Here is a 19,511-nt window from a genome sequence, read left to right on the forward strand (position 1 = left end):
GTAAAGCACTGCTTTAAGCTTAGGATATAAATGCTTGATGCAGTGGCAGAAATAGCTGAGCTTCTAGAGAAGATCATTTTTCTTTATACAGAATAGGCCGATTAATTAGATTATTAAGTTTTGTCATAAAAAAGATAAAACCAAAACCAAAGATTGACGTAGTGAGCACTCTTATCATGTTTTGATCGAACATTAGGTTTTTGGTATCTTCGTAAGTTATTTGCAGATCCTCCTCTGATCCTCTAATGTCTAAGCTGACTAATTGCGGTAAATTATTCGATACGCCTAAAAAATTGGGCTGATAGTACCAACCAACTCTTGCGTACTTGCCAAGCCTAGGTTCAAGGTATGTAGGACCCATACATGACCCAGTATTAATAAAGCCAAATACATTATAGCTACAGCCGTAAAGCGTTATTTGTTTAGGATTTTCGATAGATTGCAAGGCTATACTAAATCCCGTATCAGTAATAATACCTTCACTGTATTGTAGCTCCGACTCCTGCGGAAAACCTCTACCCTGCCATTCCAAAAAATTGAGTGCAATGAAAAAAGATATAAACGAGACATTTAGAAACGTATCGAACTTTTGAGACGCTGATTTTTCTTTAAATTTTTTGAGCATAAAATCCCTCTAAAAGAGCCTTTCTTGGATGTTTGAAAAAATCTATATTCGCACTTAAAAGATAGATATATTAAGCTACAGAGTTTAGCCTTTAAATAAACCTCAAACTACTGTTTACTATATTAGACACGAATCATACGACACTATTTGTCGTGTTGTTTTTGGGATTCTCCTATAAATACAATGACTTAGCGATAATTTTGGTAAAATAGTCTTTCATCAATTAATTGGTAAAACGCGACTTATGGCAAACATCAATTATGAAAGATTACAGGGCAAACTCAATATTTTGGCCGATGCGGCAAAATACGATGTATCCTGCTCGTCCTCGGCTGGTACGCGCAAAAACCAAGGCGGTGGCTTAGGCGATGCCTCTGCAACAGGTATCTGTCACAGCTATACCGAAGATGGTCGCTGCGTCAGCCTGTTAAAGATTCTTTTGACTAATCACTGCATTTACGACTGTGCTTATTGCACCTCGCGCAAGAGCAATGACACGCCGCGCGCTGCTTTTAGTGTCGAAGAAGTCGTCGACTTAACCATGCAGTTTTATCGCCGTAACTATATCGAAGGGTTATTTCTTAGCTCTGGTATCTTTAAAAGTGGCGACTATACAATGGAGCGACTAGTCGAAGTCGCCAAACTCTTGCGTACTCGCGAGCGCTTTAATGGGTATATTCATCTAAAGACCATCCCTGGCGCGTCAAAGGAACTATTGCTCGAAGCAGGACTATATGCAGATCGCTTGAGTGTCAATATTGAAATCCCAACCAAATCAGGACTGGCTTTACTTGCACCAGAAAAATCACACGAGCAACTAAAAGCGCCGATGGAAACAGTAAAAGAAGAAATCATCACTATCCGTGAGAGTCGCAAAACCCACAAAAAAGCGCCTAAGTTCACGCCAGCAGGTCAAACCAGCCAAATGATCGTCGGTGCGAGTAACGAGACTGACTTGCAGGTGATTCAACTATCGAGTCATTTTTACAAAACGTATGATCTCAAGCGGGTCTATTACTCAGGTTATGTACCTATGCTCTCTGACAATCGTTTGCCTGCGATTGGAACGCCTGTACCGATGGTACGGGAGAATCGACTATATCAAGCAGATTGGTTAATGCGCTTTTATGGTTTTGGTGCGCACGAGATTGTGGAGCCAGAGTCGCCATTTTTAGATTTGGACTGCGATCCTAAGCTTGCTTGGGCAATACGCCATCGCGAGCATTTCCCAGTCAATATCCAGACAGCGACTTATGAGATGATTGTGCGTATCCCAGGTATCGGTACAAAAACTGCTAAAAAAATCGTCAAAGCACGTAAGTTCAATCAATTGACGCTATACCATCTAAAAAAGATGGGCGCTGCGGTCAACCGTGCTAAATACTTCATCGCGACCACTGGTAAAAACGAACACCTTGCTCATTTAACGCGCGATAATTTTCGTCAGTATGTATTGGCTCAAACACAGACCAAGTTTAACGATCAACGTACTGGACAGTTGGCTTTATTTTAGAATGGCTCTAGATAGCATGTGTTAAAAAACCTGCTATCTCGCTACTGTATTTATGATAGAAATGTAGGATAAAACATGTCAGCACTTATGCAAAACGACTCTTACGCTATCGGTCAATTGACGCCTAGCATTGTACTGTATGAGCCTAGCTTTGAAGGTTGGCTGAGTGCTGTGTTTTATGTCTATGCCAATCGTCTGCAAAATGATATGTCACTGAAACTAACTGCGCAAGATTGCTATGTGCCATCACTCATCGCTCAGGCGACTAGCGTGGCAACTGATGAGGATAGAGCCGAGCGTGTGTTGGTCAAATTAAATACCCTATTAGGTCGCTCAGGCATGCGAAATATCTTATGGGGTTTTTTATCAGAAAAGGATGATATCGGTACGACATTGTTTCGCGTGGTCAAATACGCCATCGACTACCCTAACCGTCAAATCATGCAGGATTTGGGTAATTTGGACGTGCTTGAACTGGTGCAGACAGTCAAATCGGTTGGCCGTGAGAAACATCGTATGGAGGCGTTTGTACGTTTTGAGCATACAACCGATGATATTTATTTTGCACGTGTAGAGCCTGATTTTAACGTATTGCCACTCATCGGAGAGCACTTTCGTCAGCGCTATCAAGATCAGCACTGGGCAATCTATGATCTGACTCGGGGCTATGGCATCTATTACGATAAAAGTAATAGCACACCATCACGTCCAGCAAAGCTACAAACCATCACTAATCTTGATGATGCGGTACTACGCAACCCTGCTAGCATCCATAGCCCTGATGAACAGCGCTATCAGAAATTTTGGCAAGGTTACTTTACCAACGTCAATATCAAAGAGCGCAAAAACCCTAAGCTGCATAAGCAATATCTCCCGCAGCGTTACTGGAAATACTTGAGTGAAAAACAAGTACTGCCCAATGCTGAGCATCTACAAAAACGACGCTAATAGCTTTTGGTATTTATTAATCCACATCTTACGCTCATATAGTCTAAAAACTACCTATCTGAACTTATCTTTTTATCTTGATGGTTGAGTTTTAATCGCTTTTAACTGACAATAGCAAATTGATATTACTAACCGGTGACCAACGCTATTATGAAAGTTATGCGCTTACTGTCGTCTCTAAAGCATGATGAATCCGAGCGCGGCATTTTTCATCTTGGGCGGGCATTGGTCAAAAATGAGCATACCTCTATCATTGTCTCTAGTGCCGATGAAGACAATGACTTGGTCAGACGTCTCAAACGTGATGGCAATATATACCATCAGCTACATGTGAATAAAAAGTCCTGGCTATCGCTATTGCAAGTCTCTGCCCTACGGCATTTGATAGAAAAGTACGAGCCTGATGTCATTCATGTGCACTCTCGTACCCCTGCATGGATATTGCATTTGGCACTGCGCCGCGCACGTGTAAGACGTTTTCCCAAACTGGTCTCGACCATGTATGGTTTTTATCCTATTAATAAGTACTCTCAGGCTCTACTCAATGTTGATACGATAATCACCGTATCTGATAGTGTCACTCAATACTTAAAAAAAGGACTGCGCATCGAAGACGTAGATCCTAAGGTCATCACGCGTATCTATCGTGGTATCGATACTCGGCGTTACCCTTATCGTCATAATCCGTCGGTCTATTGGTTACGTCATACCTTTGCCGAGTACCCTGAGCTTGAGCACAAAAAATGGCTCGTATTCCCAACGGTCATCGGCAATGAGTACGGGCAAGAGTGGCTGATAGATATCTTGGGTAACCTGCAAGAGCAATTCCCAAATATTCATGTCATTATTATGGATGAAGACTATAAAGACGGCGATGTCGCTCATGAGGATTTTCGCCAACGTACCAACAGCTTAGGCTTAGCTGAACGCATTACCTATGTGGGTAGCAAGCGTAATGATATGCGGGAATGGCTATCGGCGGCCAATATTGTCATGGCACTTGCCAATGAGCCCGAGTCAATCGGTATCAATGCCCTACAAGCCATACATCTAGGTACGCCCGTTATTGGCTGGGATCAAGCCGCCTTTAGCGAGATTTTACAACCGCTCTACCCGCAAGGACTGGTAAAGAAGTACAATGCCAATGCGCTTTGTAAAGCAGTTAGAAACCAGCTAGAAAGTGTGACGCGTCCTGAAATGACCAACAAATTCACCATGCGTGAGATGATTGAAAAAACGCTTGAAGTATATCAAAGCTTACATGATACGGCGCTTGCCGAAGAACAAGCCGAAGCAGATGCTATCGCAGTTCGACGCATCAAACGCAGTCTAAAGAAAGCATCTAAACCCGCCTTAAATGTCGCTGTAAAAAATATCGAACCTGTTGCTAAAAATCCAAAAATAAAGCTAACCAAAGAAAAATCGAAGGCAACGGATAATGTCGATACGACAGAAACAACTGAATACAATCAACAGCTATAAGCTAAGCGTTTTCATTCGATAGGTAATTTTATAATTAAAAAAAGGCTACTTCTAAAATGGAAGTAGCCTTTTTTGTTCAATCATTACTGGGCAATATCAAACCTAACGAAATTTAGCTTAGGTTTAATAAGTCGTCGGTGTATGGGCACTTACGATACGGGTGACGCTATCAGTAGGATTAATAAAAGTATGCGGCTGAATGGTATCAATCACATAGCTATCACCTTGATTTAACAAGTAAGTACTGTCTTCGATACGGATAATAATCTTACCTTCGATGACCGTACCAATCTCCTCGCCTTCGTGAGCGATTTTTTCTTCTGTTGAGCTATTTGGCTGATAGGTCTCTATCAAGAACCCTAAGTTTCTTGTCCTGCTGCAGTTATAGACCTGCTTTAGCGACACTTTGCTATTGGGTTCATTGAGCTCTAATAGATCCTTTGGCGTTACAATCACTCTAGCCTTTGGCTCTTTCCACTCGTCACTAAAAAACGTAGTCAGATCAGAACCTAACACTGTCAAAATCGCCTTTAACGTATTGACCGCTGGACTGACCTTGTTGCGCTCAATCGAGCTGATAGACGTGTTTGTCAACCCTGACAGTTTTGCCAATTTACGTTGCGAGTAACCTTTTGCTAGACGCAGCTGGTTAATCTTTTTGCCAATGTCTTCCTTCAACGACTCATCTGCTTCAGAATCATTCAGTTCATCATCATCGATATCATCTATTTCAATATCAGCTGCATCTTTGTCATCAACACTATCGACATCGTTCTCAATGTTATCACTATCAGTGACAGCAGTTTCTGCCTTACTTTTAGTCGTGCTATTCGGTTTGTGGTTCTCTGGCATGGTGAATAAATTCCGTGAATAGAAATTTGGACAAGCTATCTTGCGCATAATTTAACTCAGGATGCCATTGTACACCAATCATAAATGGATGTTGTAACAAGCTGATAGCCTCTACCAGACCATCAGGCGCTAACGCTTCGACGAATAAACGCTCGCCTACCTTATTGATGGCTTGTTTGTGCAATGAGTTGACGTGCCACTTTTCACCGAATGCTGCCAGCCTTCCTTGAGGTTGAATGATGACGTCATGTATGGGCTGATACTGCACTTCAAGCGGTTGGGTATTGTCTTCTAAATGCTGCTCATAAAACCCATCAATATCACGCCAGTCAGAATATAGCGTGCCACCAAAATGAACATTCATCTCTTGCAAACCTCGGCACACTGCAAATAGCGGAATGTTTTTTTCGTCTGCATAAGCCAATAACTTGAAGCTCAGCTCATCACGACCTAGATCTTGTTTGGCTTCGGTATGCGTCGCGCCATAACGAGTTGGGGCAACATTGCTATAACTACCGGTCAATAAAATGCCATCTGCTATTTCGAGCAGGGCATCGAAGTTTTCGCTGTCAGCAGCTGTATTTGGCAGCAGTATAGGATTGCCACCATAAAAGTTTACTGCATCGATGTATTTTTGATATACCGCCTGTGCTGGCTGTCCGTCAACCATCTTATGACAAGACACAATAGCAATAATAGGTCTGAAATTTTTCATATTATTTTCCCTCGTTATAACAACTAGACCTAGGCTGTCTATGTTGTCTAATCCCTTATTTAGCTAAAATTTAACACAACGCCTCGTAAAATGTAAACTATAAACTTCATTAATATCGATATTTGTACTATAAACCCGCATTTGAGTTATTTTAAGATAATTTTAAATAAAAATTGACAATTATAGTTTTCATCCATATATTAAAAGTCAGCAGCAATGATAACCAACATAGTTTAACTTTTAAACTGAATAAAAATGCCTAAGAGCACAGTCTATAAGTCACTAATATCATTGATAAAAAATTTAGCAGTAGTATAAACACCTCATATTCAACCCGTCATTTATCAAATACTTATTTATTAAGTGTTCGTTATAAATGCCACTAGCAGAGAATTTAGACACCACAGCCAAAACGTAGTAGCAGTAACAAACCCAGTAATTCTACAAATTCATAGGAAGAACAGACATGATGACAACCAATGGAATGGTCAAATCTGCAAACAGCACAGAGTACGTGTATGTTGCCGCAGGAGATATCAATGGCTTACTTCGTGGTAAGCGCATCCCTTTTGATCAAATGGAAAAAGCAGAAAACGGCGCAATCCGATTACCTCTGTCAATCTTAGGTGTCGATATATGGGGCGCTGATGTCATCGAGTCTTCGCAGTGCAATGGTGATATCGATGCCATTGCCCGTCCAACTGGCCGTGCTGCTTATCCGCTTCTCAATACCAGTGCCCCTTCATCGCTACTACCGATTTGGCTATATACCGAAGACAATGAACCTTACTACGGTGATGCCCGCCATGTTTTGGACTACATCAGTAAAAAGTTCAAAGCACTGGGACTGACGCCAGTGATGGCAACCGAACTAGAGTTTTATTTGGTTGACTATACCGAGGGAGAGACACCCAAGCCGCCTATCCGTCCCAAGAGCGGCCTAAGACTAAATAAGACGTCCATCTTAAGTATCAATGACCTATTACAATTTGATGAATTTTTAGATGAAGTCTACGAGCAGTGTGAAAAGCTCGATATCCCTGTTGATGCGGCGCTGGCTGAAAATGGTTGTGGGCAGTTTGAAATCAATTTATTACACGTAGATGACCCATTAAAAGCTGCTGACGACGCGATTTTGTTTAAACAAGTGGTCAAAGCCGTGGCAGCTCGTCGTAAGCTTACCGCGACCTTTATGGCGAAACCGTTTGGCCTACAGTCTGGTAATGGCTTTCATGTGCACTGCAGTTTGTTAGATAAAGATGGCAACAACGTCTTCGATGATGGGTCAGATGAAGGCTCAGATATGTTGCGTCACGCAGTAGCTGGACTGCTAAAGACCATGTCAGATTGCACCTTATTGTTTGCACCGCATGTCAACTCTTACCGCCGCTTTACCCCTGGTACATTGGCCCCAAACAACGTGTCATGGGGTTATGAAAACCGCACTGCAGCTGTACGTATCCCCGGCGGTGACACAAAAGCACGCCGTATCGAGCACCGTGTATCTGGCGCAGATGCCAACCCTTATCTAGTTTGTAGCGCAGTACTAGCAGGTATGCTGTATGGTATCGAAAACAAGCTTGAAGCACCTGAGCCGATTAATAGCATTACTTATGATGCAGCAGAACTAAAAACCTTACCGTTGGATTGGCTCTCAGCCATTCGTCAATTTGAGAGCAGCGATGTGGTTGACTCACTATTCCCAAGCGAGATGATTGAGCTATTGATTGCAGTCAAAAAGCAAGAGGCCAAACGCTTTGCTCAGCAAGTGACCAACCTTGAATACCTCACCTATTTACAGGATGTTTGATATGTCAAATAGTAGCCCAAATAGCAACCAAAGTAGCAATATGGCAACGAACCAAAACCCACCTTCTAATAACACGCGCAATATCCCGCATTACTCAGATAAGGGTCAATACCCTGATAGCTATTATGCAGCCAGTCGCAACCCTAAGCCTGACAGACCAACGCTTAAAAACGATATTCAAGTAGAAATCTGCGTGGTCGGTGGTGGTTACAGCGGCTTATCAACTGCCCTACATCTTATCGAAACAGATCATGAGGTTGTCGTGCTTGAAGGCGCACAGATTGGTTGGGGCGCATCAGGTCGTAACGGCGGTCAAATCGTCAACGGTCTAAATGCCAGCCTGCAAAAAATCAAAAAATCTTATGGTCAACAAAGTGCAGACTTCGTCGGTCAGCTCGTGACTCGCGGTGGCAAAATTATTCGCCGTTTTGTCAGTGACTACGATATCAGTTGCGATCTGAAAGAAAAAAACATCTTTGCAGCATTGAATAACGGACAGCTAAAAGACTTGCAAGAGACACATGCACTGTGGGAAAGCCACGGTATGCACGACCGAGAAATGCTAGACAAAAACGGCATTCAAGAGCATATCAAATCAGATGCTTATGTAGGCGGCGTCATCGACCATTCAGGTGGACATTTTCATCCATTAAACCTTGCACTGGGTGAAGCGGCAGCTATCGAAAAAAATGGCGGCACGATTTATGAAAACACCTTAGTCGTAGATATTGAATACGCTGACGATTCTATCAAAGTTATTACTGAGTTTGGCACGGTGACTTGTAAGCAAGCCGTTCTATGCGGTAACGCTTATCTCAATAAAGTCATTCCTAAGCTGACTGATCGCGTAATGCCAGTATCGACGCAGATTATCGCGACCGAACCATTGGGTGATTTGGCCGATCAATTACTCCCTACTGATGTCTGTGTCGAAGATGTGCGCTACATTCTTGACTACTATCGCCTCTCAGCAGACAAACGCATGTTGTTTGGCGGCGGTACGGTGTATGGCGGTCAAGATCCTGCTGATATCACCGCCAAAATCAGACCCAATATGAATAAGATTTTCCCAGAGCTGCGCGATGTGAAAATCGACTACGCGTGGAGTGGTAACTTTGCCCTGTCTTTCTCTCGTGTACCGCAAATGGGCAAGCTACATGAACGCGTATATTTCGCCCACGGCTATAGTGGTCATGGGGTAACAGGCTCTCATCTGTTCGGGCAAATCTTGGCTGATGCCATCAATGGCAAAACCAAAGAGTTTGACACCTTTGCACAGATTCCTTGGATTCCGTTCCCAGGTGGGAGGGCTCTACGCGTGCCTTACTCGGTCATGGGCTCATGGTGGTATGCACTAAAAGACACCACCGGCCTGTAAATACATGACCAACCGTGCATAAGAGCGGTCGACATAGACAACGCTTTTATCATAAAAACTACTGTTGCCTTGACCTATCACAGTAATGGATTGCTGTGATAGGAAGCTCGATAGAAAGTTGATTCGCTACTGGCTGTCGAGCATCAACCACCGAATAGAGTTTGTTTTAAAAAATGAGGTTCTACAGGGAGCGTAAGTATGAACATGAAACTCAATGATGCTGTCGAAGGGCACTATCATAACAAGCGAGTCTTTCTCACCGTAATAGTAGCCGTCGTCATCTATCTGGCCTTTGCTTGGCTATCCATGAGCCGTGGTCCAGATGAATCTTGGGGTGCTTTATCTTTATTACCCACATTATTAGTATTAGTCACCGCCATTGTCTCTAGGCGACCGTTTGAATCTATGATCGCAGGCTGCGTCGCTGGCCTTGTGATGCTCAACCCCTTTGATCTGGTTTCCCCCTTTGCAGACAATATGTCGATGGTTTTGGGCAACGAGACCATTATCTGGATTGTCCTCGTCTGTGGTCTGATGGGCGGGTTAATTCAACTTCTTGAAATCAGTGGCTGCCTCGATGGTTTTAGTGAATGGCTACAAAAAATCATCAAGTCGCGTCGTCAGTCATTGTTGGCCACTTTTGCTTTGGGTGTTGTGGTCTTTATCGATGATTATTTGAACTGCTTGGCCGTATCCACCTCCGTCAAAAAACTCACTGACGTCTATAACGTCTCCCGTGAAAAGCTCGCCTATATCGTCGATTCAACCGCTGCCCCTATGTGTATTATCGTGCCTATCTCGACTTGGGCCGTTTACTTTGCAGGTCTGCTAGAAGAAAACGGCGTAGCAGCAGATGGCGAAGGCATTGGGCTTTATATCAGCGCTATCCCTTATATGGCCTATGCTTGGTTTGCTTTACTGATTGTATTCTTGGTTGCTTATGGCATATTGGGCGATTGGGGACCGATGAAAAAAGCAGAGAAACGCGCCAAGGCTGGCAACCCTGTTCCTGAAGCATTTGTCGAAGAACAACTGATATCAAACGTCAAAGCCAAGCGTAAGCTGTCGTTCAAAGCCAACATCGCTAACTTTGCTTTTCCAATGATTCTATTGATTGTCTCAACCGTTTACTTTGAAATCGATCTGTTACGCGGGGCGTTATTAACCTGTTTTGTGACTGTCGTTGTCTACTGGATGCAAGGTATCTTGAGCTTTGAGACACAAGTTGAAGCCATTTTTAAAGGCTTTAAAGTCATGCTCTATCCACTCTCGACCGTTATTGGTGGCTTTTTCTTAAAAGCAATCAACGATGAGCTTGGTATGACTATGTATGTGATTGAGGCTATCACGCCTTATATGACCATTATTATCTTCCCTGCGGTTATCTTTGCGGTCATGGCATTCTTGACCTTTGCCACTTCATCAAGCTGGGGCCTATACGTGTTGGCGATGCCTATCGTGTTCCCAATATCGCTCGCCCTTGGCGTGAGCACACCACTTATGATTGGCGCATTGTTATCGGCCTCATCATTCGGTAGTCATGCGTGTTTCTTTAGTGATTCATCATTACTTGCCGCGCAAGGTGCTGGCTGCTCACCCATGCAGCATGCCTTTACCCAGTTCCCGTATGCGATGTTAGGTGCAGGACTGTCCGTCGTGACCTTCTTAGGATTGGGCTATATGATGGCTTAAGCCGATAAAACTTAACCAATATGGACTTAACTATTGTCGCTATACACTAACGAATGATAAGAAATTGTTCGTTAGTAAATACGAATTATCATCTATATATAGTATTACTTATCTATCAATAAAAGGATTGAGATCATGCGAAACGTTACTGTGGCGACCACGCAAATGACATGCGGCTGGGATATCCAGAAAAACATTGCGACCGCGACTGACTTGGTCAAAAAAGCGGCCAACGATGGTGCCAATATTATCTTGCTACAAGAATTGTTTGAGACGCCCTACTTCTGCCAAGTTCATGACTTTGATTATTTTAAACTGGCAACTTCAGTCGAAGACAATGCAGCTATCAATCACTTCAAACAACTAGCGAAAGAGTTAGAAGTGGTACTGCCGATTAGCTTTTATGAAAAATCAGGCAATACATTCTTTAATAGCATCACTGTGATCGATACCGATGGCGAGATACTGGGCACTTATCGCAAAACTCACATACCAGACGGCATTCCTTATGCCGAAAAGTTTTACTTTACCCCTGGTGATACAGGGTTTAAGGTTTGGCAAACCAAATACGCTAAGATTGGTGTCGGTATCTGCTGGGATCAATGGTTCCCTGAATGCGCTCGTAGCATGGCATTGATGGGTGCCGAATTACTGTTTTACCCGACTGCCATTGGTGATGAGCCAACACTTGGTATCGACTCAAAAGGCCATTGGCAGCGCTGTATGCAAGGCCATTCTGCCGCCAACCTGATGCCAGTTATCGCAGCCAATCGCATTGGCACAGAAACCATCAGCCAAAATGGCAATGACAGCACGATGCAGTTTTATGGTAGCTCGTTCATTACCGATGGCCGCGGCGACATCATAAGAGAAGCGTCAGCAGATACTAGCGAAGTGATTAGTACGACCTTTGACTTAGATCAACTGGCTATCGATCGTCAGCAATGGGGTGTGTTCCGTGACCGTCGCCCATCGATGTATGGCACGCTGCTCACTCACGGTTAATTTGATTTCCGTCTCTTTAGTTTACTCTCACTATTTTTATAGTCGCTCGTGTACGATAAGGTGATTTTATGTCTATATTACTGACAGACTCAACCCCGCAGCAAGATGGCTTTTACATGCCAGCAGAGTTTGAGCCAATACAAAAGGTATGGATGGTCTGGCCATACCGTGCTGATAACTGGCGACAACAAGCTATCCCTGCCAAGAGGGCTTATGCTGATGTTGCACTGGCAATTAACAATTTTTGTGACGTTGGCGTACTGGTCAATCCTGACGATTATCAGCAGTGCCGCGATGGCTTACCTGATGATATCGACGTTATCTCTATGCCGAGCAACGATGCGTGGGCGCGTGATACTGTGCCGACATTCTTAATCAATGACGCAGGCGAGCTACGCGCTTGTGATTGGACATTCAATGCGTGGGGCGGAGACTATGATGGCCTCTACTCGCCATGGGATGACGATGATAAACTCGCAGAACGCTTGTGTGAGCAGCTAGATATTCCGCGTTATCGAACGGATGACTTTGTCATGGAAGGCGGCGCGTTTCATGTCGATGGTGAAGGCACGGTTTTGACCACGCGCATGTGCCTGCTAAGCCCAGGACGCAATCCACATCTGAACGAGCAGCAAATCGAGGACAAGCTAAAAGCCTATCTCAATGTTCAAAAAGTGCTCTGGATTGATGATGGTATCGATCCTGATGAGACTACAGGTCACATCGACGATATCGCCTGCTTTGCGCGCCCTGATGAAGTGGTTTGCTTATTCACGGATGATCCTGAAAACCCGTTCTATGAAGCAACGCAAAAAGCCTATAAACAGCTCTCAAATATGACTGACGCAAAAGGCAGACGACTAACAGTCCATAAGCTGTGCTGTACTCAGCAGCCAGTGACCTTGCCCGACGATTATGACATTGTACAGTCTCATGATGCCAAACCTCGCCTAACGGGTGATGTTTGTATCGCCTCCTATGCCAACTTTTTGATTTGTAATGACGCGGTCATCGTACCGCAATATGATGATATAAATGATGCACTCGCCATCGAGCAGCTTGAAAAAATCTTTCCGCAGCATCAAGTAGTGGGAGTACGCACAAAAGAGATTGTCTATGGCGGCGGTAATATTCATTGTATTACCCAGCAACAACCTGTAACCAAAGCGTCACTCTAAAACACGCCGCTTGGTATAGAGTGAACCATAATAAATCGCACTTATTAGCAACTGAAAGTATAAGCATAAACCCAAAAATGGATTTTAAACCCAAAAACACGCTAAAAATAAGGAAAAAGTATGAGCGATTATCAAATCAACAATCCAGCCACTGGCGAACTAGAAGCCACTTACCCTACCGCCACTGAACAAGATATCCAACAAGTCATTGAGCAAGCAGATACCGCTTATCAAGACTGGCGTAAAGTGCCATTAAATGAGCGCAGTGCATTACTGCATAAAATCGCTGATATCTATCTTGAGCGTCAAGACGAGCTATCACGTATCGTTGCAAATGAGATGGGCAAACCTGTTGCCCAAGCAAAAGGCGAAATTGGTCTGGTGGCTGATATATATCGCTACTATGCAGATAACGCTGAGCAGCTACTGGCAACCAGTACCATTGAAGTTGATTCAGGATCAGCATCGGTAGAAAAACACCCTGTAGGCGCGCTATTAGGTATCATGCCGTGGAACTATCCACATTACCAAGTCGCCCGTTTTGTCGCGCCAAACTTTATGGCGGGTAATACAATTATTCTAAAACACGCACCGCAGTGTCCAAACACCGCAGAAGTCATCGTCGATATCTTCAAAGATGCAGGCGTACCTGAAGGCGTTTATAACAATATCTTTGCAACCAATGATCAATCAGCGACCATTATCAATGACACACGCGTACAAGGTGTCTCGCTAACAGGTTCTGAACGCGCTGGACAAGCCGTGGCAAAAGAAGCTGGCGGCGCACTCAAAAAAGTCGTTTTAGAATTGGGTGGTTCAGATGCCTTTATCGTCGCAGCCGATGCCGATATCGAACAAGCGATACAAGGCGCTATCTCTGGTCGTTTTGGTAATACTGGACAAGCCTGTAACGCAGCCAAGCGTTTGATCGTCATTGAATCAGTCTATGACAAATTCGTCGAAGGCTTTACCAATGCGGTCAGCAACATGACTTTGGCCGACCCGCTTAAAGAAGATACGTTTATTGGCCCAATGTCATCAAAAGCCGCTGCGGTCAACTTGCAAGCGCAGTTAGACAGTGCTATCCAAGCAGGTGCGACAGTATTAGTAGAAGGCGGCATGGACAAAGACAAGCCTGGTGCTTGGTTTAAGCCTGCGGTACTGACAGATGTAACTGAATCCATGGATGTATATCGTGAAGAGCTGTTTGGTCCTGTAGCAGTCGTCTATAAAGCAAATGATATCGACCATGCTATCAAGATTGCCAACGATGTGCCTTTCGGTCTTGGTGCCTCTATCCAAACGCAAGATGCTGCCCTAGCTGCTGACATTGCTGACAAATTGGAAGTGGGCATGGTCACGATCAACGCACCTTCTGGTACGGAAGCAAACACACCATTTGGCGGCGTTAAACGTTCAGGATTTGGTCGCGAGCTTGGCACTCTTGGTATCACTGAATTCTTAAACTATAAGCTGATCCGTGATAAGTCTTAATAGATTAAAATCTTAGTTAAATAAAAAAAGCCTAACGTTTGACGTTAGGCTTTTTTATGAAAGGTAATTTAAGTAAGTCTACTTTTTATATGGATTTTCTTTTAACCATTGCTGGTTAGCCGTTTTTAGCTCATGCAGCTCGTGATCCATAATATCTTTACTCTTACCAGGATTCTTCATCGTAGCATAACCGTACAATACCCCACCAAGTACGATCCAGCCAAGGAAAATCCACCACTCAATAGCGACAAGTGCTGATGGCATACCTGGTAGATATAGTGCCAACATACCGAGACTTAAGATAATGGTGATAATGCCAACCAATTTACCTGCTGGTACTCTAAACGGACGTACCATATCAGGCTCACGGTAGCGCAGCACTAAGAATGAAAGAGCCACACAAGTATAAGCAATAACAATACCGAACCCGCCAGCATCTACAATCCATACCAGCATTTTGCGACCAAATAATGGCGCAAGTGTCGCGAGACCACCGATTAATAAAATCGCATTGACGGGCGTATTATATTTCGGATGCAGTTTGCACAAAAACTGCGGCAACATGTGCGTTTTGCCCATAGCATATAGCAGACGACTACCACCGATAAGAAACGCATTCCAGCTCGATAAAATACCTAGCACGCCGCCAATAACCAGTAACGTACCAGCCCATTTACCATTCCAAGCATTGGTCATCGCATCAGCCGTTGCCAATGTTGAGTCTTGCGCCTGTAATAGCGGTAAAGTCTTGCCCACACTCCAGGCGACTGCTACATACCACAGTACAGCGATAATAATAGAGACGATCAAAAACTTACCGATGTTCGGACGAGATAGATTGATTTCTTCTGCCGCTTGGGGAATGACATCGAAGCCAACGAACAAGAACGGTACCATTACCATCACCGTCATGATGCCACCCATACCGCCAATAAAGTTAGGCGCTTGTACGGTATTAGAAGTTTCAGGACTGAACAGTAACGCCCCTACGAACAGTAATATACCAACTAGAAAGATACCGACGACTGCTGTTTTTTGGAACCACGCGCTGACTTCCATACCGCGTATGTTCAGCCAAGTAACAATCACTGAACCGAGCATCCCGACGCCTACCCAAGTGGCGTAAACATCCCAGCCAGCAACATTCCAAAGATACCCTTGGCTATAATTGGGAATAATGTATTCGACGACGGTGGGCAGCGCCACGGCCTCGAACGCGACGACTGAGAAGTAACCGAACAAAATACTCCATGAGCAAATAAAGGAGACATTGACCCCTAGTGCTCGGTGAGTATAAGTATGCTCACCGCCAGTAATTGGCATAGAGGCTGCAAGTTCAGCATATGTCACACCAATCAATACAACTACCAGACCGCCTATCAAAAAGGCGCTAATTGCGCCCCATATACCTGCCGAGATGATCCAACTACCTGCCAGTACAACCCAGCCCCAACCGACCATTGCACCGAATGCCAGTGCAATGATATCGAACACCCCTAGCGACTTTTTTAATTCAGACATAACCTACTCCTTGTCTGTGTTTCATCCGTGTGAGCCTGTTACAGCTACACTATTTTTGTTTCATGGGATCATACCCATCATGTTTGTTGTGTCTGTCGCGTCGCCGCAAAGTTTAGCTTTGCCGTCGGTATAGTATTCAAACAGCAAATACAAAAACGGCGTCTTGACTTGCAAGGCGCCGTTAAAAAACTCACTCAAAGCGAGCGTCATAAGGGCAACCTTGCCGTTATCTTTCATACAATCTTTTAACCAATATAGGTACTTGAACTAGCTGTACTTGGTTAAAAGCGCTCCATCGCTAAAGTAAATAACACTCAGTATTGCTTATGCCGTTAGAATACCTTTGATAATATCAAGGCCTTCTTGTAGCACTTCATCTTCAACCGTCAGTGGCACCATCACACGAATGGCATTGCCATACATACCACAAGACGCTAGTAGCAAACCTTGCTCAAATGATTTTGCTTTTAGATTGGCTGCGGCGGCTGCATCAGGTTTGCCTTCGCTATCAATCAATTCAAACGCTAGCATAGCGCCCTTATGACGGATATGACCGATACTGCTAAGGTTCAAGCCTTTTAAGAATGAAGCAATGGTATCGCCAATCTCGATACTACGCTCAAGTAAGTTTTCTTCTTCGATCACTTCCATAACAGCAAGCGCCGCCACACAAGCAAGTGGGTTACCAGAGTAAGTACCGCCCAAGCCGCCTACTTGCGGCGCATCCATGATGTCAGCACGACCGATGACCGCAGAGATAGGATAACCACCCGCCAAACTCTTCGCAGCAGTCATTAGATCAGGCTCAACGCCTAGCTGTTCAGTGGCGAACAACGTACCGGTTCTGGCGAAACCACACTGTACTTCGTCAAAAATAAGCACGATGCCATGCTCATCACAAATCTCGCGCAAGGCTTTGGCAAATGACGGCGTTACTTGATGGAAACCACCCTCACCTTGGACTGGCTCGATAATCATTGCCGCCACTTCACTAGGATCGATGTCTGCTTGGAAGATCATGTCAAGGCTGTGCAGTGCTTGCGCTTCTGTTACGTTCAGCTCTTCTGCAGGGAACAATGCATGGAATACAGGTCCTGGCATCGGGCCAAAGTTCTTTTTGTATGGCAATACTTTGCCAGTTAGGCTCATACACATCATGGTACGACCATGCCAGCCACCAACAAAAGAAATCACGCCTGGACGACGGGTTTTAGCACGAGCAATCTTGATGCAGTTTTCAACCGCTTCTGCGCCAGTGGTCAAAAAGAATGCTTTGGTATCGCCACTGATAGGCGCTTTTTCACACAGCTTTTCAGCCAGATCCACGTAGCATTCGTAGTTAATCATTTGCGCTGCAGTGTGCGTAAATTTGTCTAGCTGCTCATGGACACGTTGGGTAATTTTTGGATGGCTATGACCCGTGTTCAATACTGAGATACCACCGACAAAGTCGATATAGCGCTTGCCTTCGATGTCCCAGATTTCTGAGTTCTTTGCTTTTTCTGCAAAGATAGGAAAGGCAACCCCAAGTCCTGTTGGTAAAACAGCTTTGCGGCGCTCAAGTAATGATTGATTGGTAGTCGTCATGGGAATGTCCTTTTCTTTGTTCGTAACATAAGTGCCATCTAGAGATTGGCGGTTTATTTGATGTCTGTCTTTGTACTCAGTAGATATCAAATGGTGTTTATTTGACCCAAAACACCATAGATATCTAAAAATTTACGCTAGTTTTTTCTTTTTTAATTGCTACTTTCCTAACCATTAAGCCAACTCATTAGGTTATGGCTATTAGGTGATATCAGAGCACCAGTATTTGGTTGTGATATAGTCTTCGATACCGTATTTTGAACCTTCACGGCCAAAGCCAGATTGCTTCACGCCGCCAAATGGGGCAACTTCTGTAGAAATTAGACCAGTATTATGACCGATAATGCCGTACTCCAACCCTTCAGTAACACGCCATGAGCGTGCATAGTCGCTACTATAGAAGTAAGCGGCCAAGCCATAGATAGTATCGTTAGCAGCACGGATAACTTCTGCTTCGTCTTTGAAAGTAAAAATGGTTGCAATTGGTCCAAAAATTTCTTCAGAGGCGATGTCCATATCACTGCTAATATCGGTGATAACCGTTGGGTTATAAGTCAGTTCTGAAGCATCATTGATACTACCGCCAGTGACCAGCTTTGCGCCTTTATCTAGCGCGTCTTTTAGCAAGGCTTGGACTTTATCTAACGCTTTTTTGTTGATAAGAGGACCAATATCGACGCCCTCTTCTAGGCCGTTACCTACTTTTAATTCAGCGACTTTTTTGACAAATACGTCTAAGAATTTATCTTTGATGCTGTCTTGCACGTATACGCGGTTGGCACAGACACAGGTCTGACCAGCATTACGATATTTAGAAGCGATTAAACCAGCAGCGGCTTTCTCTAGATCGGCATCATCAAAGACGATAAATGGCGCATTGCCACCCAACTCTAACGATAGCTTCTTAATAGTTGGCGCGCATTGTGCCATCAGCGTACGGCCTACTTCTGTAGAGCCTGTAAATGATAGTTTATGGATGCGTGCATCACCCGTTAGGATGTCGCCGATGACAGAAGACTTACCGGTTACGACCTGAATGACGCCAGCAGGAATACCCGCTTGCTCTGCCAATACACCTAGTGCCAATGCAGAGTAAGGTGTCTCGGTAGCAGGTTTGACGATAATCGTACAGCCTGCTGCTAGTGCAGGAGCAACTTTGCGCGTGATCATCGCAGCTGGGAAGTTCCAAGGCGTGATAGCAGCACAAACACCGACTGGCTGCTTAAGAACGACATGACGTAGCTGTGTGCTATTAGCAGGAATCACATCACCATAGACGCGCTTGCCTTCTTCGGCAAACCAACGGATAAAGCTGTTGGCATAACCCACTTCACCACGTGACTCAGTCAGCGGCTTACCTTGCTCAGCAGTCATAATGATGGCCAAATCTTCTTTATTGGCATCGATTAGATCAGCCCATTTTTGCAATAACTCTGCACGCTCTTTGGCTGTTTTTGCTGCCCAGTCTGCTTGGACATCATGAGCATAAGCAACGGCTTCGTTGACATCTTCTGTGGTGAGGCTTGGTACAGTACCAATGAGATCGCCATTAAAAGGATTGTTGACATCAAGTACAGCTTCATCACTAGCAGCATGCCAGCCGTCTTTGATGAAGCAAGATTGTTTGAGTAAATCTGGATTTGATAACTGCAGCGCGTGTGACATGTTGACGCTCCTTGTCATATAGGGTGTATTTATAATAATGGATACA

Annotated in this window: 16 protein-coding genes; 9 read left to right on the plus strand and 7 right to left on the minus strand. The window is 44.3% G+C overall.

Annotated features, from left to right (window positions below; all coding sequences use genetic code 11):
• Positions 1-73: 73 nt before the first annotated feature.
• Positions 74-625: a hypothetical protein gene (locus tag ACS8FA_RS23845; protein ID WP_439264886.1), complete on the minus strand. Its 552-nt coding sequence runs from the start codon at positions 623-625 to the stop codon at positions 74-76.
• Between the two features lie 244 nt (positions 626-869).
• On the opposite strand from ACS8FA_RS23845, the gene ACS8FA_RS23850 reads away from it, so the two are divergent.
• The 3 genes from ACS8FA_RS23850 (at position 870) to ACS8FA_RS23860 (ending at position 4,568) form a co-directional block, all read left to right on the plus strand.
• A complete protein-coding gene (locus ACS8FA_RS23850; RefSeq protein WP_439264884.1) occupies positions 870-2,138 on the plus strand; it encodes a putative DNA modification/repair radical SAM protein in 1,269 nt (422 codons plus the stop codon).
• A gap of 75 nt (positions 2,139-2,213) precedes the next feature.
• Positions 2,214-3,086 carry a TIGR03915 family putative DNA repair protein gene (locus ACS8FA_RS23855; protein ID WP_439264883.1) on the plus strand — a complete coding sequence of 291 codons (873 nt, stop codon included), beginning with the start codon at positions 2,214-2,216 and terminating at the stop codon, positions 3,084-3,086.
• A gap of 150 nt (positions 3,087-3,236) precedes the next feature.
• Positions 3,237-4,568, plus strand: coding sequence for a glycosyltransferase family 4 protein (locus tag ACS8FA_RS23860; RefSeq protein WP_439264881.1), 1,332 nt, complete (start codon positions 3,237-3,239; stop codon positions 4,566-4,568).
• 123 nt (positions 4,569-4,691) lie between these two features.
• Here ACS8FA_RS23860 and relB read toward each other — a convergent pair whose 3' ends face one another.
• Positions 4,692-5,420, minus strand: coding sequence for a type II toxin-antitoxin system RelB family anti-toxin (relB, locus tag ACS8FA_RS23865; protein ID WP_238052360.1), 729 nt, complete (start codon positions 5,418-5,420; stop codon positions 4,692-4,694).
• The gene (locus ACS8FA_RS23870) at positions 5,395-6,135 is read right to left on the minus strand and encodes a gamma-glutamyl-gamma-aminobutyrate hydrolase family protein (protein ID WP_439264879.1); all 741 of its coding nucleotides are present in this window, start codon (positions 6,133-6,135) and stop codon (positions 5,395-5,397) included. Before ACS8FA_RS23870 ends, relB begins: the two co-directional genes overlap by 26 nt.
• A gap of 466 nt (positions 6,136-6,601) precedes the next feature.
• On the opposite strand from ACS8FA_RS23870, the gene ACS8FA_RS23875 reads away from it, so the two are divergent.
• The 6 genes from ACS8FA_RS23875 to ACS8FA_RS23900 all read left to right on the plus strand — a co-directional run bounded on the left by ACS8FA_RS23875 (position 6,602) and on the right by ACS8FA_RS23900 (position 14,692).
• On the plus strand, positions 6,602-7,945 hold the full coding sequence (locus tag ACS8FA_RS23875) for a glutamine synthetase family protein (protein ID WP_201547777.1): 1,344 nt from the start codon (positions 6,602-6,604) through the stop codon (positions 7,943-7,945).
• A gap of 1 nt (position 7,946) precedes the next feature.
• Positions 7,947-9,323 carry an NAD(P)/FAD-dependent oxidoreductase gene (locus ACS8FA_RS23880; RefSeq protein ID WP_427611536.1) on the plus strand — a complete coding sequence of 459 codons (1,377 nt, stop codon included), beginning with the start codon at positions 7,947-7,949 and terminating at the stop codon, positions 9,321-9,323.
• 198 nt (positions 9,324-9,521) lie between these two features.
• The gene (locus ACS8FA_RS23885; protein ID WP_101205679.1) at positions 9,522-11,015 is read left to right on the plus strand and encodes a Na+/H+ antiporter NhaC family protein; all 1,494 of its coding nucleotides are present in this window, start codon (positions 9,522-9,524) and stop codon (positions 11,013-11,015) included.
• 135 nt (positions 11,016-11,150) lie between these two features.
• Complete coding sequence (aguB, locus tag ACS8FA_RS23890; RefSeq protein WP_439264876.1) at positions 11,151-12,020, plus strand: N-carbamoylputrescine amidase; 870 nt, start codon at positions 11,151-11,153, stop codon at positions 12,018-12,020.
• A gap of 68 nt (positions 12,021-12,088) precedes the next feature.
• Positions 12,089-13,198: an agmatine deiminase gene (gene aguA, locus ACS8FA_RS23895; protein ID WP_439264874.1), complete on the plus strand. Its 1,110-nt coding sequence runs from the start codon at positions 12,089-12,091 to the stop codon at positions 13,196-13,198.
• 120 nt (positions 13,199-13,318) lie between these two features.
• Positions 13,319-14,692 carry an NAD-dependent succinate-semialdehyde dehydrogenase gene (locus tag ACS8FA_RS23900; protein WP_201570048.1) on the plus strand — a complete coding sequence of 458 codons (1,374 nt, stop codon included), beginning with the start codon at positions 13,319-13,321 and terminating at the stop codon, positions 14,690-14,692.
• A 78-nt stretch (positions 14,693-14,770) separates the two neighbouring features.
• Here ACS8FA_RS23900 and ACS8FA_RS23905 read toward each other — a convergent pair whose 3' ends face one another.
• From ACS8FA_RS23905 to ACS8FA_RS23920, 4 genes are all read right to left on the minus strand, one after another.
• The gene (locus ACS8FA_RS23905; RefSeq protein ID WP_201570046.1) at positions 14,771-16,213 is read right to left on the minus strand and encodes an APC family permease; all 1,443 of its coding nucleotides are present in this window, start codon (positions 16,211-16,213) and stop codon (positions 14,771-14,773) included.
• A 60-nt stretch (positions 16,214-16,273) separates the two neighbouring features.
• Positions 16,274-16,423, minus strand: coding sequence for a hypothetical protein (locus ACS8FA_RS23910; protein WP_439264871.1), 150 nt, complete (start codon positions 16,421-16,423; stop codon positions 16,274-16,276).
• Positions 16,424-16,537: 114 nt separating this feature from the next.
• The gene (gabT, locus tag ACS8FA_RS23915) at positions 16,538-17,800 is read right to left on the minus strand and encodes a 4-aminobutyrate--2-oxoglutarate transaminase (protein ID WP_201570042.1); all 1,263 of its coding nucleotides are present in this window, start codon (positions 17,798-17,800) and stop codon (positions 16,538-16,540) included.
• A gap of 201 nt (positions 17,801-18,001) precedes the next feature.
• Positions 18,002-19,465, minus strand: coding sequence for an NAD-dependent succinate-semialdehyde dehydrogenase (locus ACS8FA_RS23920; protein WP_439264869.1), 1,464 nt, complete (start codon positions 19,463-19,465; stop codon positions 18,002-18,004).
• Positions 19,466-19,511: the final 46 nt, after the last annotated feature.

Source organism: Psychrobacter sp. 1Y1 (assembly GCF_051847395.2).
In the GTDB taxonomy this organism is placed as follows: Bacteria; Pseudomonadota; Gammaproteobacteria; order Pseudomonadales; family Moraxellaceae; genus Psychrobacter.

Excerpts from the sequence above, each read along its gene's own strand:
- ACS8FA_RS23875 (WP_201547777.1), top strand. The coding sequence starts at position 6,602 with ATGATGACAACCAATGGAATGGTCAAATCTGCAAACAGCACAGAGTAC.
- ACS8FA_RS23905 (WP_201570046.1), bottom strand. The coding sequence starts at position 16,213 with ATGTCTGAATTAAAAAAGTCGCTAGGGGTGTTCGATATCATTGCACTG.
- aguA (WP_439264874.1), top strand. The coding sequence starts at position 12,089 with ATGTCTATATTACTGACAGACTCAACCCCGCAGCAAGATGGCTTTTAC.
- ACS8FA_RS23885 (WP_101205679.1), top strand. The coding sequence starts at position 9,522 with ATGAACATGAAACTCAATGATGCTGTCGAAGGGCACTATCATAACAAG.
- ACS8FA_RS23845 (WP_439264886.1), bottom strand. The coding sequence starts at position 625 with ATGCTCAAAAAATTTAAAGAAAAATCAGCGTCTCAAAAGTTCGATACG.
- relB (WP_238052360.1), bottom strand. The coding sequence starts at position 5,420 with ATGCCAGAGAACCACAAACCGAATAGCACGACTAAAAGTAAGGCAGAA.
- ACS8FA_RS23910 (WP_439264871.1), bottom strand. The coding sequence starts at position 16,423 with ATGACGCTCGCTTTGAGTGAGTTTTTTAACGGCGCCTTGCAAGTCAAG.
- ACS8FA_RS23870 (WP_439264879.1), bottom strand. The coding sequence starts at position 6,135 with ATGAAAAATTTCAGACCTATTATTGCTATTGTGTCTTGTCATAAGATG.
- ACS8FA_RS23880 (WP_427611536.1), top strand. The coding sequence starts at position 7,947 with ATGTCAAATAGTAGCCCAAATAGCAACCAAAGTAGCAATATGGCAACG.
- gabT (WP_201570042.1), bottom strand. The coding sequence starts at position 17,800 with ATGACGACTACCAATCAATCATTACTTGAGCGCCGCAAAGCTGTTTTA.
- ACS8FA_RS23855 (WP_439264883.1), top strand. The coding sequence starts at position 2,214 with ATGTCAGCACTTATGCAAAACGACTCTTACGCTATCGGTCAATTGACG.
- ACS8FA_RS23850 (WP_439264884.1), top strand. The coding sequence starts at position 870 with ATGGCAAACATCAATTATGAAAGATTACAGGGCAAACTCAATATTTTG.
- ACS8FA_RS23860 (WP_439264881.1), top strand. The coding sequence starts at position 3,237 with ATGAAAGTTATGCGCTTACTGTCGTCTCTAAAGCATGATGAATCCGAG.
- aguB (WP_439264876.1), top strand. The coding sequence starts at position 11,151 with ATGCGAAACGTTACTGTGGCGACCACGCAAATGACATGCGGCTGGGAT.
- ACS8FA_RS23920 (WP_439264869.1), bottom strand. The coding sequence starts at position 19,465 with ATGTCACACGCGCTGCAGTTATCAAATCCAGATTTACTCAAACAATCT.
- ACS8FA_RS23900 (WP_201570048.1), top strand. The coding sequence starts at position 13,319 with ATGAGCGATTATCAAATCAACAATCCAGCCACTGGCGAACTAGAAGCC.